Genomic DNA, 18,866 nt, shown 5'->3' with positions numbered 1-18,866 from the left:
CCGCCTCCGTGTGTTTGACGGAGGCGGCTCCACTTTATGCAAATCTCTTGGTATATGCAAGCTTTAATCTTGCTTATGCACAAGCTCGGTCTCTCCGGTCGTCACTTCAATCATGATCCATAAGGCAAGCTTAAAACCGTATACAAAGGACGCTTCGGCGTACATGGAATCCGATTGGGAGCGTAAGTCCAATAATTCTTCGAGCTCTTGAAAATCGTGTTCAGACAGCTTGTCTTTCCACATAAGTATTGTATCGGATATTTTACGATTTAAAGGACGATACTCTGGATTTCTGAGAGAGAGTGCGCCGCTTCCTTTTATTTTTTGAGGTCGTCATGGATCTTATGGATACCTTTTCGGATGATTTCAGAACGTGAAGTATTTAACTCTTTTGCGCTGTCATCCAGTTTTTCCAGTGTAATCTTATCTACCCGAACACGCAGCATAGTATCCATAGGATTGTCCGTTTTCGGCCCCGGTTTCTTCTTAGCTACCAACATATCACCTCCAATTCGTAGCTACAAGATAAGTGCAGATCTGTAGCTACGAATTGTCAACTTTGATATTAAATATAAATTGGGAATTTTTATGACAAAAAACAACCGTCCATTCATTCTTGGTCCATGGTTGAATGGAATAGTTGCAAAATGTACAATTATTTATCCGGATTGCTGCTACAGCGTCTGATTAAGTGTAAAACCTGCAGTTACTCCGCTATCTTTCGAAGAATGAGGCTAAAAATGAGAAATAAATGTATGAAATGCAATTAAACGAATGAATCAGGAGATGGATGTAAAGTTAGTTGTATGATTTGCAATTAATGGTCAGTGCCCAGCCCGTCAAGTATGCTTTTGCCCGCCATCTGAAAGGGCGAAGAAATAAATAAGCCGCAGTGGTTTGCAGCTTTGTCAAGGCTAAGATTTTATTCGTACTCCGTCTGTAGAATTTCAAAAAAGATCGGAATCCATATAGAAAGTCCAAATCACTCTAACCCCGGAGCGGAAGCTCCGCCGGTCAGGGTGATTTTTTTCGATTTGGGGTTATTTGTATGAGGCTGGGTTAATTTACCGGAGGATATTTCCGAAATATAGGGATAGATGGTCTAATTTCACAAAATTGATGCTTCGGAAGCAGAAGGAGGAACAGGGATGTCGTTTATGGATGAAAAGATTACCCAACTGATCAATGAAGTGGAGCAATCCATGGTTCCCCGCTCGATTACGGACGGAACGGTAAAAATCGGCAAGCGGTATTATGAATTTACGTTGCAGTCTTATTATGAGGATAAACTTTCCCTCTACCTTCCTGCTGACTTTGAAGAGATGCCCCAGGAATTCCGCTCCATCAAGTATCCGTATGAGCAGCGGCCCGAAATTATAAGAAGCGACGAGGCGGGGGCCGTAAACTTTACGCTGAATCGGGTCAAAGTTGACCTCAAAGATGAGATGGTCGAAGAGCTCACAGCAGACATGAAAACGATGATTCAAAAATCGAATCCTTCCCATATTTTCTATAACAGCGGGGTAGAGACCGTCGGCGGGAAAACGTTGGGATACTTTGAGTTCAAAAATATGGTGATTGACGGTGCCCTGTTTAATATCATGTATTTCCTGGAATTTGCCGGCAAGATCCTGATGGGAACTTTTTGCTGCCGGTATGAGGACTACCCGGATTGGCGAGATATCGCCTATCAGGCTGTTCGCAGCATTACGGTCAAGGCGGAGGATGAGGGAGGGGCGCAAGTATGAGTGAAGCGGTTTATACGTCGGCCCATATCGTGGTGTCCCATTACAAGTTCGAGAGAATTACGGAGCTCGTCATCCATAAATCGATGAACGACCATGGGAAGCTGCTCCTCAGCGGCATTATTTCCGAAGACCTGAAGGATAAGTACATAGAACAAGCGGAGGCCAGCGATACCATTCAGGTGGCGGTTCAGGATCAGGACAAACCGATCCCGCTGTTTTACGGAGTCATTACGAATATTTCCGTTCAGGCCACCCGGGGAGTAAGAAGCATTACCATAGAGGCGCATAGTCTCTCAGTCCTGATGGACATTCGCAAGAAGACCCGATCTTTTCAGAACAAAACGTTAACGTATAAAAGTTTATTCCACCGCTTGATCGCAAGCTATCCCGATTCGGACCTCATCGATGAAGCGTCTCAAGGTAAAACCATCGGCGGGTTGCTGGTTCAATACCAAGAGACCGACTGGACGTTTTTGCGGAGATTGGCTTCGCATTTTCATGCTTCTCTAGTTCCGGTCAGCTCCCAACCTGGCGTTAAGCTGTATGTGGGAGTGCCGGAAGGCGATAATCCCCGGAAGCTGGATGAATATAACTACTCCATGAAAAAAGATTTGCAAGATTACAAACTGAAATCCGAGAACGGTGTCGAGGATATTTCGGAGCAAGACAGCATCTGTTACACGGTAGCCAGCCACAAGCTGCTGGAATTAGGTGATGCCGTAACGTTTCAGGGGCGGACATGGTATGTCGGCCGGGTGGAGACGAAGCTGGAGAACGGCGTGCTGAGCAGCTTATATGATTTAAAAGATGCCAAAGGCTTGCGCTGCCGCACGGAATATCCTTATGTGCTTGCGGGAACGTCGTTATTCGGGACGATCCTTGACGTGGCCAAAGATAAGGTGAAGGTGAAGCTGCATATCGATCAGGATCAACCGGTAAATGAAGCGATGTGGTTTGCTTATTCGACGGTTTATTCCTCACCGGACGGGAGCGGCTGGTATTGCATGCCGGAAGTGGGGGATGAAGTGCGGCTTTATTTTCCGGATGAGCAGGAGAAACATGCTTTTGCCGCAAGCTCGGTCGATACGGATTCGGCAAATCCGCAGAATCGAAGCGATCCGGCGGTGAAGAGCATCAGCACCAAATACGGGAAAGAAATTGTGTTTAAACCCGGCGCGGTTGAAATTATCGGCGGGGGTCAGCTGTTGATGAGGCTCACCGACGATGGCGGGATTGAAATTAACAGCGACAAGAAAATTTCGCTATCGGCCATGGAGGATATTGAAATTACCGGCGGCGCCAAAATTCTGATTCAGGGGGAGTCGGGTATTGAATTCATTCAAGGAAACACGTCGCTGAAAGTGGAGGACGAGGTGACGTTTACCGGGGGCCGGGTGAATATCAAATGAGTTCGGTCATGAGCCGTGAAGAGGCGCTGGGTTTGTTTTTGGAGAATCATGTGCTGGATCGTTGGCAGGGAGACTTGGAGACGATTTCAGAGACCTTTATTAAAAATCAAGATTCCATTAAAGCGGGATTCGTCGGCGTCATGGACGCGGTTTGCCGAAACGGCGCCGGGTTTCAAGATACGGGAGTGAAGGGAGAAATCCAGTTTATTTACCTTTCTATACTGCGTACAAGTGTAAAGGAGCATCGGGCTGACTACCGGATCGACCTTTATGATGAACGCTGGTTTTTTGATCCGGTAGAGTGTTCTTTGAACTGGCAGGCCGATTTCATTTTCGCTCCATTATTTCACAGAATGCGGGAGCTGGACCAGCTCAAATCAGGCTATGCCCGGAAAGTATCGTCAATGGACATTGAGCGGATTTTGCAAATGGAAGCGGCGCGCTATCATCTGGTCGCTATCGAGTTTATGCGAAGTATGGTTCCGGCCGTTCTCGATTGTGAAGGCTGCAAGCTGCTGGCGAAGAAGCCAAATCTTTGCATCTTCGCGGGAGAATATCGGGATCGCAGCGAGATCATTTACGGGCAGCCGGAAGCAGGACAAGCAGGAATCGCGGAGGAGCCGTGATAGGAGGAGGCAAGCCATGGATTACTTTGTGATGCAACAGGATGAACGTTATGCTGATGTGCCCGTCTTACAACATATTCGGCAAAAAATCGATATCCGCCATATGAACCGCTTGCAAGCCCACCACATCGCGGATACGACCATCTTTCAGGTGAAGGCCACTTCCGAGACCGAGTACCCGGATCTGCTCAGCGATCAGCTTTTCCTGGTGTCAGAGCCATTGAAGAAGCTGATTGCCATGTACGAGCCGGATTGCATGTTCAAGCATATTCCGCTCATGGATCATTTTAACGGCAAGCAGACCCTGTACTTTCTGCCTTTTTTTGAGGAAGTGGAAGCGCTAAGTCCACGTAGTGAATTTAACGCAGATCGCAGCGTGATCAAGAAGCTGGTGCTTCAAGGCGAAAAAGTGGCGAAGAAACGGATATTCCGCGTGCGGGAAAGCGAGAAACCTCTGATCATGGTCCGCTTGGATGTGGCAGAGAGCATCATGCGACGGGATTTGGTCGGGGTCAGCTTGAAGAAGGTTGCTGTAGAGTGAACTAAATACTGGTGTGAAAGGGGCGAGAAATGATGGATAAGTACGAGTATGCGGTTCGCGGCGCAAAAATTTTTTGCGAATGCGGTTCGCATGTCCGGAGGCTGAATTTACCGCAAAGCCATGGGGCCTTTGTTAACGACAAGCCGATGATGAATGAAGCGGACTGCGTTCCCGAGGTGAATATTTCGAGCTTCGGGACATGCGACAGTCCGAAAAATGAGAGTGGCGAGACGGTTTATTTGATCTCAATGGATGGTAAAGAAATTCAAGGGACACCTTGTAAATTTGCTTTATTGTCTGGTGGGAAATGGGAGAAAACCAAAGAGCAGGCCAAGGTCGATGAGAAACCGGCGTTGACTACGGAGTCGGAATTACACTGCTCGTTAGGCGGGACGATCCGGTTTAACAGCAGCGGCCAACAGGAAGCGGATTAATATAACGCAGCAAACATTCAGCGTACAAGCGGAGGCGACGGACAGCATGACAAGTTATGCGATCGGGGGCTAGTGGATATGGTAGGGTATGAAAGCATAAGCGTTGCATCACCGTACCGGATTAAGGTCGTTCAAGATATTCAAATGGAATGCAAGCCGAATGAGCATGGGCGGTTGTTCATCCGTGGTGTTGCCGATGATCAGGATCAGACGAATGCGGTGCTCAAAGCCTCTGCGGAGGATCGGATTGAGGTTTTTGCAAGCCAGGAATCGGGGGAGGGCAAAATGTTTAGCGGCCTGATCTCCGCCGTACAGACCAAGCATCACAACGGGGTTTATGTGGTCGAGGTGGAGGCCGTTTCCGGCACAAGCCAACTGGATGTCCAGAAGCGGCGCAGGTCTTTTCAGGATTCCCGGATGACCTATGGCGAGCTTGTACGAAATGTGTTGAAAGGCTATGCCGGGTCCGATGTGATTCAATTGATCGGCGATAAAGAACCTATTGGCCAACCTATTGTCCAGTATGACGAAACGGATTGGGAGTTTCTGAAACGGATGGCGAGTCATTTTGAGACGGTTTTATTCAGTGACATTTCCGAAGCCAAACCGCGGCTTTACATCGGGGTGCCCAGCAGGAACAGCTTTCGGCTTCCGGATGATTTGCCGTATACGGCAAGCAAAGATTTGCTCGCCTATCAGGAGGCTATGGCGGCGGGTTCATCTCCGTTGCATTCTACGGACTTTTTTACTTATGAGGTAAGAACGGGGGAGCGTTACTCGATTGGCGATGGGGTTCTTTTTCGCGAGAAACCGCTGGTGATTAGCGAAATAAAAGCCGGCATGGATCAGGGCCAACTGATGTATACTTACCGATTATCGAGAAGCGAAGGGATTCGCCAAAACCGGATCCGGAATCGTCAACTGGTTGGCGTCTCGCTGAACGGCAAGGTGCTCGATGTCAAAGGCCAGCAGGTCAAGCTGCATCTGGAAATCGATGAAGAGCAGCCGCCGGCCGCGGCTTATTGGTTCCCTTTTGCTCCGCCAACGGGGAATGTGATGTATTCGATGCCCCAGAAGGGTACGACGGCCAGTCTTTACTTTCCGAATGATGCCGGAAGTAAGGCGAAAGTCATCGGGTGTGTGCGTACCAATGGAGAGGACTGCAGCAAAACGGGGAATCCGCAAAACCGCTACTTTGGTACCGAACATGGCAGCGAGCTTGAAATGACGCCGACTGCGATCAATATCGTGAGCGGCTCTAAAGAGCCGTTAAAGATTAGCTTTGACGACGCGGCAGGCGTTACCCTGACGAGCCATCGGAAGCTTATGATGAACGCCGGTGAGGAGATTTCGCTATATACGCCCAAACGAGTTGTCTTCCGGACGACCAATATGATTTTGGTCAAGAAATTAAGCAAGCAGAGCGGGTTTACGCTGGAAAGCGAGTACCATGTATTGGGAAGCCAGGTCAAATTGGTTGGAGCTGACCGGACAACCTATTCCAAATATGATGACGATATTCAGACCTATACGCCGCCGAAGGAAGAAAAGAAGGGCTGGGGCCTCTTCGATACAGTTTTGGCCGCCGTGGCCGTTGTCGTGGTCGTCGCTTTGGTGGTCGCCGCTACTGTGGTGACCGGTGGAGTCGCCGGAGCCATATTAATGGGCGCGGCTTGCGGAGCCGTTGCCGCCGTGGGTGCAACCGCCGTCGGCGACTTGGCCCGCGGCGAACTGAGCAGCGGCGCTACCTACTTGAGGAGCGCGGTAACCGGGGGGATTGTCGGAGCCGTAACCGGCGGACTCTTTGGCCCTATTGGCGGGGCCTCATCTAGTTTGGCTCCGATGACCGCAAGTCAGCTAACGAGTGCATATACAGGCATGCTTGCTACCGGTTTTGCCAGTGGATATACTGACTATGTATTGACGGAATCCATCAATGGAAGAAGACCAACTTTTTCGGGTGCATTAACTGCTGGCGCTTATGGCGCTATGTTCTCCGGCGCATTAGTACTCTTCAAGCCTATTAAGAACGCGATGCAAGGCCTTTTCCAAAAGGGAATTAAGCCTAATACGGCCACATTGAACAGGCCGACTCCTATCGAGGAGTTGGAGGTTAATAATAATCGTAAACCGGAAGTGGAGGATGGGCCGAACCGGGGGCCTAGGGGGACAGGTGATCCTTTAAACGACTATCAACGATTGATGAGTAAAACAGATGCAGCAAGAAACTCATTACCACCTAAATATCAAGAAGTGGATTTGACAGGATTTAAAATCGGTAATATTGCATATGCCGAAGTGAATATTCCAAACCATTTTGAAGGAGAAATAAAGTCATTCAGCAAATATGGGAACCTTAACAAAAAAGGAGAGGTGACATCAGTACCTGGCTGGGTTTCATCGAAAAAAATAGAAAATAGGAAATACCATGAAGATGTACTAAAAGTAAACTCGGACAATCAAATTGATTTGACGAATGGATATTTAAGAGATAAAGATACAGAGTATAAAATAATAGAGGAAATAAGTGATAAACTAAAGGATAATTATAATGCTGAAGGAGTTATACATTTATCTACTGAAAGAAATGTATGCTTGAGTTGCGACAACGTACTAAAATCATTTAGTAAAGATTATAAAAATATTACGCTTTATATCTATGATTCTCTAGGAAATGTATATAAACTGAAAAATGGTTCTGTTATTACGGAATGAAATAATTGAAGAGAGAGGGGATACATATATGGAACATGGATCATTTATGCAATACGAATTTGAGTTTCCGAATGAATATACTCATGAGCTAGTAATGAATATAGGCGACATAATGCAGATTCCCGTTGATTTAACTAAAGACAATAAGATGAAACATATACAAGATTATGAATCTGATACAGAGATTATTCGCTTAATAAAGGATCCTAAGGACCCACACAGTTTTATTTTAATTAAATTTAATAAAAAGGACTGGTATTACGCAATTGTGATAAGATGTCAAGAAAGTATACATCAAAGAGTAAAGCAGGTTTTGATTGACTTGAATGAACAGATTGTAGAAGAGTATGGTGACTCACCATATGAAAAAATTGAAAATGTCATCTCTAATAAAAACACTCTATTAAGTAAATTTCTTGAAAGGTACCCTTTGCCTATTTAATTAAATGAGAACGATGGGACTAGATGAAGGGAAAATTAATCATTAACAATAAAGAGATATTTCATGGAATGAGTAGCGGAAGTTTTATAAATATATTTTCATCTGAAGTAAATAGCTATGTCAATGGAGATATTGAAAGATATAATTTTAAAAATCCACAAATTATTGATGGATTACAATTGTGGTTGAGAATTGTATTTAAAAAGAAATGTATATCATCTATTGAGTTGAAAAATGCCGACCCCAAACTAAAAAATTCTTATGACAATTGGTCAGAAGATAAAATAGAATTAAAAAGAAAAAGTCATGATGAATGGTTAATGAATCAATTAGGTGAACCAACTGAAAGAAAGCTGGCATGTATAAAATATGATTATACTTGGGGTGAGATATTATCATATTTTGATCCAAAAGGTGGGGATACTGGGATAGCAATAAATTATCATAAACAGGATGCATAAAGTGTCTATATAAGTTGAACCAAAAAACATTTAGTGTGTTTGGTCACTTTCTAAGCAAGGCAACGACGAAGCGAAATTACTTGAGGATATTTCCATGGATCAAAGGCTCATTCCGACTTGACTACAAGTTAGGAATGAGCTTTTTTGAAGAGAATAAGCCTTTTTACATTTTAGAAAACAAATGATAGTACGGATTTTTTCTTCAAATAATAGCAAAAGGGGCGGTGTCCATGAGTCAAAAGTTAACTTATGAAGAAATAACCGATTTATTTGATGAGACTTTTCAAGAGTATAAAGATAAAAATTTGAGTAATCTTGAGGCATTGGCCAAAACATACGAGGATCTTGAGTTAATCATGAGTAAGGGGGACCTTGAAAAAGCTACGGTATTAATAAGATATTGTGAACTGGTATTAAAGCAACCTTATGTATTTTATAAATCAAAAGACTACTTGTTACAATATTTAAACGAAATAGACTATGACTCTTTAGAACAAGAACTATCGAGTATCCAATATCAAGACTGATTACACGAAAAGTTCAGGTTTTATACAATCTCAACAATAAGCCTGTAACTAATAATGCGAGAGCCATGTGGTACTATGATGAAATGACCAATGAAGTTAATCGTTACTATAGTTCTATTTCTTCAGATAGTGAAACAAAGGATGTAATAGCTAAAGTCGTCCTTGACCGTTTTAAAAGGGATTGTAGAAATACAAAGAGTGAAAAAATTGTGGTTTACACTACGCTTGCTGAACGTTTACTAAATGATAGTTTGACGGAGTCCATTGAATATCAGAATATTAAAAATACTCTAAAGGAATTTAATGTTGATGAGGTAGGCGAACAACTTTCTAATGATGAAAAACAAAAGCTTCAATTGCGAATTAGGAGAGTATTAAATCATCTTTCGGACGATACTCATTAGGAGGCTAGGGCTGATATTTTTGATCCTGCTACTCGGCCAAATCCTGATGTTGACAAATTACTAGGAGATTTAAAAAATGATTACGTGCGAAAAATGGTCTATAAAAGAAGGTTATCTAAGAAATTTCAGTGAGTATTTAAAGCTTTTTAATGTTGAACTTTGCGAGGAAATGATATTTAGCAAGTAAGAAGCTGATAAGAAGGAAATAATTGGTTCACATGTTTTTAAGGATGGTAGTATTTTTGCTGTGTTTTCTTATACTGATGAGATTCAAATAGTTTTACATAATAATATCTACAATCTCAGTAACTCTAAATTTACGATGGATTTTGAAAATCTTAATGATGAAGCTCGTGTATTCAGACTAAGAAATAACGGTAAGGTAGTATACGAGGTAGAATATCAGCGGGAAAAGTAGTTGATTTCGACCCATGGAGTAATGAAGATGATGTTGACTTCTTTGCATGGCTAACAAAAATGCACACTCAAGGAAGGTTCGAGGTTCTTTATAACAGATAAGAAAACCGGGGATTTATTATAAAAGAGTATAAATTGTGAAACAGAAGATACAGATAATATTTGCATGCGTTTTGCGATAGTCGAGCCGCCTCCGTGTGTATGTCGGAGGCGGCTTTATTTTATCAAATCTCTTGGTACGTGCAGGCTTTAATCTTACTAACGCACAAGCTCCGTATCTCCGGTCATTACTTCAATCATGATCCATAAGGCAAGTTTAAAACCGTATACAAAGGACGCTTCGGCGTACATGGATCCGCTTGGGAGCGTAAGTCCAACAATTCTTCGAGCTCTTGAAAATCGTGTTCAGACAGCTTGTCTTTCCACATAAGTATTGTATCGGATATTTTACGATTTAAAGGACGATACTCTGGATTTCTTGGAATAATTAGTTCAGCCGGGTTAATATTCCCGTCAAAAAGTTCTTCCAAAATGCTTTTCATATACGACATCCTTTCAGTCTCTTATATTTGCAATTCCTTGAAAGGACCGACTGCACATGATAGGATATTTATGCAGTCTGCCTTTTAGGTGATTGCAGGTGGGAAGTGGCGTGGTTCTTTGTCGAGAGTGCGCCGCTTCCTTTTATTTTTTATCGTCCAACTTATGAATAGCTTGCCTAACACCCTCTGAACGCTCAATATTATTGTTTTTGCAGTACTTATCCAGTTTTTCAAGCGTATCGTTGTCCATTCTAATGGTAATTTTGTTAGGCTTTGGATTGTCTGTTGGACGACCCATTTTCTTGTCGGCCAAACACTCACCTCCTACTTTTGCCGGACATAAGTATTGTACATTTATGTCGGACATAAGTCAACGGATAGATTCAGTGTTAAATAACTAATGAAGGAAAGACGATGGAAGACATGGCACTTATGAAAGTGGACCAGCAGCAGAAGGACCAACTCCTCAACAATTATTTGTGAAAAATGGTTCTTGGGAAGAGTTCATTTTTGGGTCGGTAAGAACCAGTCCAGCTATGGATGTACTTACAGGATTATACAAACAATAGGAGGCTACAAATTAATGTTTGAGGAAGTGTGGCATTATAAACCTCGACGACAAAGAAATAGTGTAGTTGATTGATCAAAATTATAACCGGAGTGTTAAAAATGACTGAGTATTTCAGAGATTTCACCTTTTATTCTCTTCATCATTTTGAAAATGCACAAAACATTGGATGGATGAATAAAGCAAATGATTATAGCAAAGGGAATGTATCAAGTGAGTTTATTGAAAACTTGTTGTTGTACGTAAAAAATCCTTTTAACGAAATAAGAATGGTTCCCATAAAATCAAACTCAACTGACTTCACTGCATTAGGATCATTTGAAATTCGAGTAATCACTAAAGATGGTAAACAGAAATTCGCAGCCCCCAGCATGATACTTCATTATGTAATTGAGCATAACTATTGCCCTCCAGAAGAATTTATGAGTGCCGTAATTAATGGACCCAAGCCAGGATCGAACGAGTATGAAGCATATGAGAAACGTTACAATATTGATTGTTTATGGGGGGAACAAGATGATATAGTGGTTATCTCTGAAAAACTAAGGAACGGTGTCTTAAATAATGATAGAAAATTAATTTATGATCATTCTGCTTTTTGTAACATAATCACAAAGGACGGATCATTATTAAATGTTGCAATTAAATCAAGAAATGTAGAATTGGTAAAAGATTTAATTTTATTAGGGGCCGATTTGAATAAATTCAGTGGCATTGAATTGAATAATGCAGTTGCTGAATCTGAAAATGAAATTGTTAGACTGTTGTTAACCCATAATATTATGATTGATGTGAGCACTCCTAAATCAAATCCGCTTTTTACTGCTATTCGCAAAGGTAATTATGAAGCATCTAAGATATTGTTGGAATATGGAATAGATGCTAATGTAAAATATACAAATGAATTCATGAAAAATATGGATGCATTTACTTTGGCGGAACGCTGTAAACAAGATCGTATTGTTGAATTACTTGAGGGATATATTGTTCAATAAGCATCATGCAGAAGCTCCATTTAAAACTTGACAAACATACCACCAGCATTGGAGGTTCTTGGTCCGCCCTTATTGGCTAGCCCGGATCAACTGAGGATTCTTGAGTCCATGTCTACAGTCGAAGCTATTTATACACAACCTAAGAGTGACTCAGAAGTCTATATTTTGTGAATCATAACAACGGCTAAGCCCCCCTTCTTCCCGATGCGGAGAGGGGGCTTTTTAGCATGCATGGGAACACAAGCGGCGAAAGAGCGGGGACAATCCCGTAGTCATCCCCACCATGTTCCTGTACAATGGAGTGAAAATAAACAGGACCGGCGGAAGGAGTGTGGACAGCGTGTCTTTCCGGTTCAAGCCGCTTAAATCTTGGAGTCTTCGCGCTAAAATTTTGCTGATCTTTCTGCTGCTCATTTCGATTCCGCTTAGTCTGCAGGGCGTGGCGACCTACGTGGATTTTTCCAGCTCCATTGAACGGAGAACCTCCGATTATACCGCGCAATTGGTGGATCAGATCAACCGGAATTTGGACCGGACGCTGATGGAGATGCAGAGATTAACGCTGATGCCTGTATACGATTCGGGGGTATTGTCCATCTTGCGCAAGTATGGGGGAGAGGACAGCCTGCATCAGCAGCCCACGGTGGAGGAGCGCTCCAAAATGCAGCTTTATATCGCCAGCATGACCTTCGACAGGCCGGAAATCGACAGCATCCAAATTTTTGCGGGAAGCGGTTACACTTTCTCGAGCCTGGCGCCAAGTGCGATCGCTGCTTACACGGACGTGGAGGGGCAGCCCTGGTACTCCAGGGTGGAGGAAGCGAGGGGCGCCTGGGTGCTGCTTCCGCCGCACCGGCCCTCTTACTATCTGGACGGCAATCAAAGCTATTTTTCCGTAGCCCGGCTGATCCGTGAGCCCAATACAAACCGGACGCTTGGGTTAGTCAAAATCGATCTGAAGCAGACGCTGTTCAAGCAGCTTGTCGATAATGCCAGGATGGAGGAAAACGGCGGGATCGTGGTGCAAAACAGCCGGGAAGAACTGTTCTACACGGCGCCTGCGGAGAAAGATACGGAGACGTCCAAGCTGCTCCCGGATCGTATCCGCGAGCTTTCCGGACGTTCGGAAACGGCCAGTCAGCTTCTCAAAATGGAAGGGAACGAGTATTTGGTCGTCTCCAACTATTCAAAATATTCCGATATCAATATCGTCAGCTATATTCCGGTGGCGTCCTTGCTTGTGGAGACCAAGGAACTTCGCAATTTTACGCTTCTCGCCGGTATGGTCTGCCTCGCTTTGGCCGGGGCTTTTGCCACCTATTTCTCCTATCGTCTAACCAAACCTCTTGGAACGCTGGTAAGGAAAATGCGGCTTGTGGAGCTCGGGGATTTCAAACAGAGCGTGCCGGCGGTGACCGAGGATGAAATCGGCCGGCTCGGCTCCGGTTTTAACCGGATGGTGGAAGAAATCGACCGGCTCGTTCATGAGGTGTACGTACTCGGCATGAGGGAAAAAGAGGCGGAATTGGCCGCCCTGCAAAGCCAGATCCATCCCCATTTTATTTATAATACGCTGGAGTCGATCAGCATGCTTGCCCGGCAGCATGGTAATGAGGACGTCTCGGAAATGACCACGGCTTTGGGCAGGCTGATCCGCAGCGCGGTTGAGCAGGATCAAAGCCTCATCCGGCTTGGCGAGGAGCTTGAGACGGCCGAATCCTATATTCACATCCAAAAAATGCGTCACGGTTCCAGGCTGCGGGCCATGTTTGATATCGAAGAAGGGCTGGACGATTTCCTGGTCCCGAAACTGCTGCTCCAACCGCTGATTGAAAATGCGATCATGCACGGGATCGGAGACCGTGAGCAAGGGGGAACGGTATATGTAACCGCCGCACGCTTTGAGGATGAGGTGCTGCTGACCATCGGAGATGACGGGCGGGGCATGTCGGAGGAGGAGTTGGCAGCTCTGCGGGGTTTATTGGAGGAGGCTGGAGCTGCTGCTGCAAAAATGCCGGCGACGCCGTTACACGGTCATGGAGTGGCGCTTAAAAATATCAAGCAGCGCTTGCTGCTGATTTACGGCAGCGACTGCGATTTCGAAATCGATGGAAGCTTGGGGCAAGGCACGGCTTTTACCATAACACTGCCGTTCGTGACACAAAAGGAGCAGGAGGTCGGCATCGGATGATCAAGCTTATGCTGGTGGAGGACGAGGATATTATCCGTAAAGGAATTCGCGATTTGATCGGCCGCGCGGCCCCCGATTTTGAGGTCGTATGCGAAGCCGCTCACGGGAAGGAGGCACTTGCTTACCTGGAACGCAATGTAGTGGATGCAATCATTACGGATATCCGGATGCGGGAAATGGACGGGCTGCAGATGGTGGAAAAGCTGCGGGCCGCGGGTCATAGGATGCCGATCGTCATTGTCAGCGGCTACGGAGATTTTGTTTATGCGAAAAAGGCGCTGCAATTCGGGATCGCCGATTATCTGTTGAAGCCCATAGACCGTAAGGATTTTGCGGCTGTTTTGGACAAGATTCGGCTAACCTTGAATCCTTCAAATGGAGATGCGGGTGGAGCCGGGCCCGAAAGCGAGCCGGGCGGAGGGCCGTCAAGCAGCGAGGGGCGCAGGATTATCCGCAAGCTGAAGACTTATATCGCCGAACATCCCGACGGCGATTTGCGCCTGCAGACGTTAGCGGGTATGGTGCACCTTAATCCCTCTTATCTTAGCCAGCTTTTTAAGCAAGAGGAAGGCGGGAATTTGTCCGATTATATCGCCGAAACGCGCATCCGGCGCGCTTGCAAACTGCTGGAGACAACGAAACTTAAGGTTTACGACATTGCCCGTTTATCGGGATATCAGAGCCCGAAGCATTTTATGCTAGTGTTTAAACAGCATACCGGAATGACGCCCGGAACCTATCGGGAACAGAAAGGAATGTAAGACTACATAACATTATACGTTATGTAGTCCTTTTTTTTATGGGCAAAAACCAGAAAAACCTAAAAAAATCGTACCTTTTCTGAAGGTTTGGTGATTTTTTATAGGTTCACATGTCAATATAATTAACCTTAGAACTTGAATATGAATATGAACCATGCAGAGGGGGAAGCGGTATATGAAAAAATGGTTGACCGGATTGTTGACATTGACACTTGGGGTGGCGCTGATCGGCTGCGCCGGACAAAAACAGCCGAATAACACGGCTGAAGAGGCTGGAAGCGCCGGCGGCGAGAAGGTCCTGCTCAAATTCGCGACTTGGGGAAATCCGGCGCAGCTCGAGCTGTACAAAGGGTTGACCGACGCGTTTACGCAGCAGCATCCGAATATTGAGGTGCAAATCGACACGATCCCGTTTGCGGACTACCAGCAAAAAATGTCCGTGCTGGCGGCAGGCCGGGAGCTGCCCGACATTGCCTGGGTATCGGAGCGGATGGTGCCGCAATTTATGGCTAACGACATTCTGGCCGATGTCTCGGATATCGTTCAGGATGAGGCTTTTGACAGCGCTGACATTATCCCTTCGACGCTTGAACTGTTCCGTCAGGACGGCAAGCTGTACGGGTTGCCGTTTTCCACTCCGCCCAGCGTGGTGTTCTATAACGAAGATTTGTTTAAGCAAGCGGGCTTAAGTACGCCAAACGAGCTTGCGGAAAAAGGAGAATGGACGTGGGAAAAGTTCGAAGAAGCCGCAAAAGCGATCAAGACGAGCGCTGCTTCGCCGAACGTTTACGGGGCTAACTTTTTCCGCGACTGGAAGACATGGATTATCCTCGCTTCGTATTCCTGGTCCAACGGAAGCGGGCCGTTTAATCCGGAGATGACGGAATACACCTGGAACGACCAATACGGGGTTGAAACCCTGGAGATGCTGAAGCGCATGATGTTCACGGACGGTTCGCATCCGAAGGCGGGAGAGCAGGTTAATTTCGAGTCCGGGCAAATCGGCATGATTTTCGACAACTACAGCTTTGTGTCCAAGGCCAGAGAGATTCAAAATTTCCAATGGAGCATCGCGCCGATGCCGGCGGGCTCCAAAGGCAGCGTTCCGATGATGGGTCAGGCCGGCTACGTGCTGTTTAAAGACGGAAAACATCCGGAGGAAGCCAAGGAGCTGCTGAAATTCCTGGCCGGCAAAGAGGGCGTGCAGAAGACTTCGGCTTTCTTCGTGCCGCCGCGCCAATCGGTGCTGAATTCGGAGGAGTTCCTGAACGTGGAGGGCAATCCGGACGCCGGGCACATCAAGCAGGCGGTCATCGACGAAATGCCTAAAGCGGTCGTGCAGCCGGGGCATATCCGCTGGCAAAACATCGACACGGAGATTTTGACGGGCTTTGACGCGCTGTTTGCCGGGCGGAGCGAACCGCAGCAAATTCAGGATGAGGTAAAAAGCAAGGTGGATGCCCTGCTGAGCAAATAGAGGCAGTTTTTGAGCATAGGGGGAACGGGCATGAATCGTTTGGATCAAGCATTAAACGGAAAGCCGGGGCTGCAGCTGTTCGTCAGCCTCCCGGCCAACGACATCAAGCTTGCGGAGGCAGCGTTGGCCGCAGGGGCCGACGGTCTGAAGGTGCATATCAACGTGGGGCACCGGGCCAGCGGCAATCGCTTCGGCGCGTTGGAGAGCTACGCCGGCATCTTCAAGGAAATCCGCTCCCGCTTTGACGGGCCTTTCGGGATCGTCCCCGGAGGGGCGGTGGAAGAGGTAAACCCGGAGGAAATCGCCCGACTGCCGGAGCTTGGTATTGATTTTTACTCAATCTACGCCTTTCACCACCCTTCTTTTCTGCTGCGGGTTCCGGGGTTGGCAAAAACGTTTGCGATCGACAGCGGGTTCGACCGGGGTATTGTGGAAGGGGGAAGGGCTTTCGGGGTGAGCGCGCTTGAGGCTTCCATCGTTCCCGGCAATGAATACGGAACCAGGCTGACCCTTGCCGATCTGCTCCATTACCGCTGGCTCGCGGCACACGGCGGATTGCCGGTCATTGTGCCGACCCAGCGTAAAATCGCCCCGGAGGATATTCCGGCTTTGGCCGATAGCGGCGTCAAGGTGCTGCTGGTTGGGGCGGTGGTTACGGGCAATGAAGCGGAAGGAATTCGCCGGGAAGTTGCCGCTTTGCGAAATGCGATCGATCGTCTGTAGAGGGCGCTCATCCTGCGGCTGCTATGCACGAGGCTCCGAAAGACAGGAGGAAAAGCGACATGACGACACTTGAAACGATAAAACCGGCAAGGCCCGGCCGTCCGTTCGGAAGGAAGGAGAGGAAGGCCGGTTCCTTAAACCGGGGGGACAATTTAACGGGCTGGCTGTTTGTGCTGCCGATGGTGCTGGGGTTCGTCCTGCTACTGTTTGTCCCGTTAATTATGGCGCTTTATATGAGCTTTACCGATTGGCCGTTGTTGGGCGAGGCTAACTTCATCGGGTTCGAGAACTACCGCGCTGTCGCGGGGGACGCGGAATTTTGGCGGGTGCTGGGCAATACGCTTTACTTTGCCGCCGGGCTTGTTCCGCTGAACATTATTTTGGCCTTGCTGCTTGCGCTTCCGCTATCGAAAAATATTCGCGGGGCGGGCTTTTTCCGGACCTTGATCTTTATTCCGGTCATGACCTCGCTGGTGGTCTGGTCGATTGTCTGGAAATATATGTTTGCCACGGATTCCGGGTTCATTAACCAACTGCTGAGTATGATCGGCATTACCGGACCGGCCTGGCTGTACGATACCCGGCTTGCCATGCCCGTGGTCATTGTGACCAGTCTGCTGAAAAATGTCGGTCTGAACATGGTGCTGTTCATTGCCGCGCTGCAGCAGGTTCCGGCCCAGCTCTACGAGGCCGCCAGGATCGACGGGGCCGGGAGAATGCGGATCTTTTTCCGGATTACCGTGCCGATGATTACGCCGACGATTTTTTTGACCATGATGATGACGATTATCGGTTCGCTGAAGGTGTTCGGACAAATCTATGTGATGACGCAAGGAGGACCGTCCGGCAGCACCAAGGTGCTGGTCTATACGATTTGGGAAAGAGCCTTTAAGCTGTTCGAATTCGGATATGCTTCGGCGCTGGCTTATGTGCTGTTTGTCATCACCCTGCTGCTTACGCTGGTACAATGGCAGATGAGAAAAAGGTGGGTTCTGAATGAAAGCTAGTCTATTCGCCAAAAAAAATAGCGCGGCAGGCGGGAACCTGTTCCATTATGTGCTGCTGCTCGCCGTGTCGGTGGTGATGATGACCCCGTTTGTCTGGATGGTTTCCACTTCGCTCAAGCAGCCGGCCGACGTGTTTGTATTTCCGCCGCAGCTGATACCGTCGCCGGTACGCTGGGCGAATTATGCCGATGTGCTGGAGACGATCCCGTTTCATCTGTTTTACGGCAACAGCGTGTATATCGCCCTTCTGGTCACGGCGGGAACCGTGCTTTTCTCCTCCATGGCCGGATATTCTTTCGCCCGGATTCCTTTTTGGGGGAGAAGCCTGGTGTTTCTGCTGCTGCTCAGCACGATGATGATTCCGAACGAGGTCATCGCCATTCCGATGTTTCTGTTTATGCGGGAGCTGGGATGGATCAATACGCATTTGCCGTTGATTATTTTGCCTGTGTTTGGCGCGGGCGGCGTGTTTGGGGTGTTTGTGATGCGCCAGTTTTTTCTAGGGATTCCGAAGGAGCTGGAGGAGGCGGCGATGATTGACGGCTGCTCGCGGCTGCGGATTTATTCTACGATCATGCTGCCCTTGGCGAAACCCGCGATCGCCACACTGGTCATTTTCACGTTTTTGACGAGCTGGAACGATTTTTTTGATCCGCTGATCTTTATCAACGACCGCAAGCTGATGACCTTGCCGCTGGCATTATCGCTGTTTACCGACGAGTCGGGGACGTCGTGGCATCTGCTGATGAGCGCTTCGGTCATGGCGACCTTGCCGCTGCTGATCGTGTTCTTTTTCGCGCAGAAGCAGTTTATCGAAGGAGTGTCGATGACGGGGCTGAAGGAATAGCTCGGGGAGGCCGGTTCAGTATACTAAAAAC

21 protein-coding genes are annotated in these 18,866 nt (G+C 46.9%); 17 read left to right on the top strand and 4 right to left on the bottom strand.

From position 1 onward, the window contains the following. Positions 1-63: 63 nt before the first annotated feature. Positions 64-321 carry a DUF6809 family protein gene (locus DYE26_RS34705; RefSeq protein ID WP_051985795.1) on the bottom strand — a complete coding sequence of 86 codons (258 nt, stop codon included), beginning with the start codon at positions 319-321 and terminating at the stop codon, positions 64-66. Beyond that, positions 318-497, bottom strand: a complete 180-nt coding sequence (locus tag DYE26_RS22120) for a ribbon-helix-helix domain-containing protein (protein ID WP_051985938.1) — start codon at positions 495-497, stop codon at positions 318-320. Before DYE26_RS22120 ends, DYE26_RS34705 begins: the two co-directional genes overlap by 4 nt. 651 nt (positions 498-1,148) lie before the next feature. Here DYE26_RS22120 and DYE26_RS22115 point away from each other — a divergent pair. The 10 genes from DYE26_RS22115 (at position 1,149) to DYE26_RS22070 (ending at position 9,307) form a co-directional block, all read left to right on the top strand. Next, on the top strand, positions 1,149-1,748 hold the full coding sequence (locus DYE26_RS22115; protein WP_036627128.1) for a hypothetical protein: 600 nt from the start codon (positions 1,149-1,151) through the stop codon (positions 1,746-1,748). Further along, entirely contained in the window at positions 1,745-3,157 is a 1,413-nt protein-coding gene (locus DYE26_RS22110) for a phage baseplate assembly protein V (protein ID WP_036627125.1), read from the top strand. The genes DYE26_RS22115 and DYE26_RS22110 overlap by 4 nt, the downstream gene beginning before the upstream one ends. Continuing rightward, a complete protein-coding gene (locus tag DYE26_RS22105) occupies positions 3,154-3,783 on the top strand; it encodes a hypothetical protein (protein WP_036627124.1) in 630 nt (209 codons plus the stop codon). Before DYE26_RS22110 ends, DYE26_RS22105 begins: the two co-directional genes overlap by 4 nt. A gap of 16 nt (positions 3,784-3,799) precedes the next feature. Next, positions 3,800-4,324, top strand: a complete 525-nt coding sequence (locus DYE26_RS22100; RefSeq protein WP_036627122.1) for an imm11 family protein — start codon at positions 3,800-3,802, stop codon at positions 4,322-4,324. A gap of 32 nt (positions 4,325-4,356) precedes the next feature. Continuing rightward, positions 4,357-4,758: a DUF4280 domain-containing protein gene (locus DYE26_RS22095; RefSeq protein WP_036627120.1), complete on the top strand. Its 402-nt coding sequence runs from the start codon at positions 4,357-4,359 to the stop codon at positions 4,756-4,758. A 78-nt stretch (positions 4,759-4,836) separates the two neighbouring features. Next, positions 4,837-7,473 (top strand): deaminase domain-containing protein, encoded by a 2,637-nt coding sequence (locus DYE26_RS22090; RefSeq protein WP_051985794.1) that lies wholly within the window; start codon positions 4,837-4,839, stop codon positions 7,471-7,473. A 28-nt stretch (positions 7,474-7,501) separates the two neighbouring features. Continuing rightward, positions 7,502-7,915: a hypothetical protein gene (locus DYE26_RS22085; RefSeq protein WP_036627118.1), complete on the top strand. Its 414-nt coding sequence runs from the start codon at positions 7,502-7,504 to the stop codon at positions 7,913-7,915. Positions 7,916-7,938: 23 nt separating this feature from the next. Further along, positions 7,939-8,376: a hypothetical protein gene (locus tag DYE26_RS22080; protein WP_036627115.1), complete on the top strand. Its 438-nt coding sequence runs from the start codon at positions 7,939-7,941 to the stop codon at positions 8,374-8,376. Between the two features lie 230 nt (positions 8,377-8,606). Beyond that, positions 8,607-8,903 (top strand): Imm3 family immunity protein, encoded by a 297-nt coding sequence (locus DYE26_RS22075; RefSeq protein ID WP_036627113.1) that lies wholly within the window; start codon positions 8,607-8,609, stop codon positions 8,901-8,903. A gap of 65 nt (positions 8,904-8,968) precedes the next feature. After that, entirely contained in the window at positions 8,969-9,307 is a 339-nt protein-coding gene (locus DYE26_RS22070) for an Imm3 family immunity protein (RefSeq protein ID WP_082207988.1), read from the top strand. Positions 9,308-10,020: 713 nt separating this feature from the next. On the opposite strand, the gene DYE26_RS22065 is transcribed toward DYE26_RS22070, so the two are convergent. Together DYE26_RS22065 and ccr1 are read right to left on the bottom strand one after the other, a co-directional pair. Continuing rightward, on the bottom strand, positions 10,021-10,266 hold the full coding sequence (locus DYE26_RS22065; RefSeq protein ID WP_307719342.1) for a DUF6809 family protein: 246 nt from the start codon (positions 10,264-10,266) through the stop codon (positions 10,021-10,023). A 142-nt stretch (positions 10,267-10,408) separates the two neighbouring features. After that, the gene (gene ccr1, locus DYE26_RS22060; RefSeq protein WP_115311264.1) at positions 10,409-10,579 is read right to left on the bottom strand and encodes an aCcr1 family cell cycle regulator; all 171 of its coding nucleotides are present in this window, start codon (positions 10,577-10,579) and stop codon (positions 10,409-10,411) included. Positions 10,580-10,935: 356 nt separating this feature from the next. On the opposite strand from ccr1, the gene DYE26_RS22055 reads away from it, so the two are divergent. The 7 genes from DYE26_RS22055 to DYE26_RS22025 all read left to right on the top strand — a co-directional run bounded on the left by DYE26_RS22055 (position 10,936) and on the right by DYE26_RS22025 (position 18,835). After that, entirely contained in the window at positions 10,936-11,829 is an 894-nt protein-coding gene (locus DYE26_RS22055) for an ankyrin repeat domain-containing protein (protein WP_051985793.1), read from the top strand. A 340-nt stretch (positions 11,830-12,169) separates the two neighbouring features. Continuing rightward, positions 12,170-14,020, top strand: coding sequence for a cache domain-containing sensor histidine kinase (locus DYE26_RS22050; RefSeq protein ID WP_036627112.1), 1,851 nt, complete (start codon positions 12,170-12,172; stop codon positions 14,018-14,020). Beyond that, positions 14,017-14,781, top strand: coding sequence for a response regulator transcription factor (locus tag DYE26_RS22045; protein ID WP_036627111.1), 765 nt, complete (start codon positions 14,017-14,019; stop codon positions 14,779-14,781). Before DYE26_RS22050 ends, DYE26_RS22045 begins: the two co-directional genes overlap by 4 nt. Before the next feature lie 175 nt (positions 14,782-14,956). Continuing rightward, entirely contained in the window at positions 14,957-16,258 is a 1,302-nt protein-coding gene (locus tag DYE26_RS22040) for an ABC transporter substrate-binding protein (protein ID WP_036627108.1), read from the top strand. Between the two features lie 30 nt (positions 16,259-16,288). After that, positions 16,289-16,981, top strand: a complete 693-nt coding sequence (locus DYE26_RS22035) for a hypothetical protein (protein WP_036627106.1) — start codon at positions 16,289-16,291, stop codon at positions 16,979-16,981. Between the two features lie 59 nt (positions 16,982-17,040). Next, the gene (locus DYE26_RS22030) at positions 17,041-17,988 is read left to right on the top strand and encodes a carbohydrate ABC transporter permease (RefSeq protein WP_036627105.1); all 948 of its coding nucleotides are present in this window, start codon (positions 17,041-17,043) and stop codon (positions 17,986-17,988) included. Beyond that, positions 17,978-18,835 carry a carbohydrate ABC transporter permease gene (locus tag DYE26_RS22025; RefSeq protein ID WP_036627103.1) on the top strand — a complete coding sequence of 286 codons (858 nt, stop codon included), beginning with the start codon at positions 17,978-17,980 and terminating at the stop codon, positions 18,833-18,835. The genes DYE26_RS22030 and DYE26_RS22025 overlap by 11 nt, the downstream gene beginning before the upstream one ends. Positions 18,836-18,866: the final 31 nt, after the last annotated feature.

This window comes from Paenibacillus macerans, assembly GCF_900454495.1.
In the GTDB taxonomy this organism is placed as follows: domain Bacteria; phylum Bacillota; class Bacilli; order Paenibacillales; family Paenibacillaceae; genus Fontibacillus; species Fontibacillus macerans.
The sequence above is the reverse complement of the archived record's forward strand: the minus strand, read 5'-3'. Positions and strand labels throughout refer to the sequence as shown.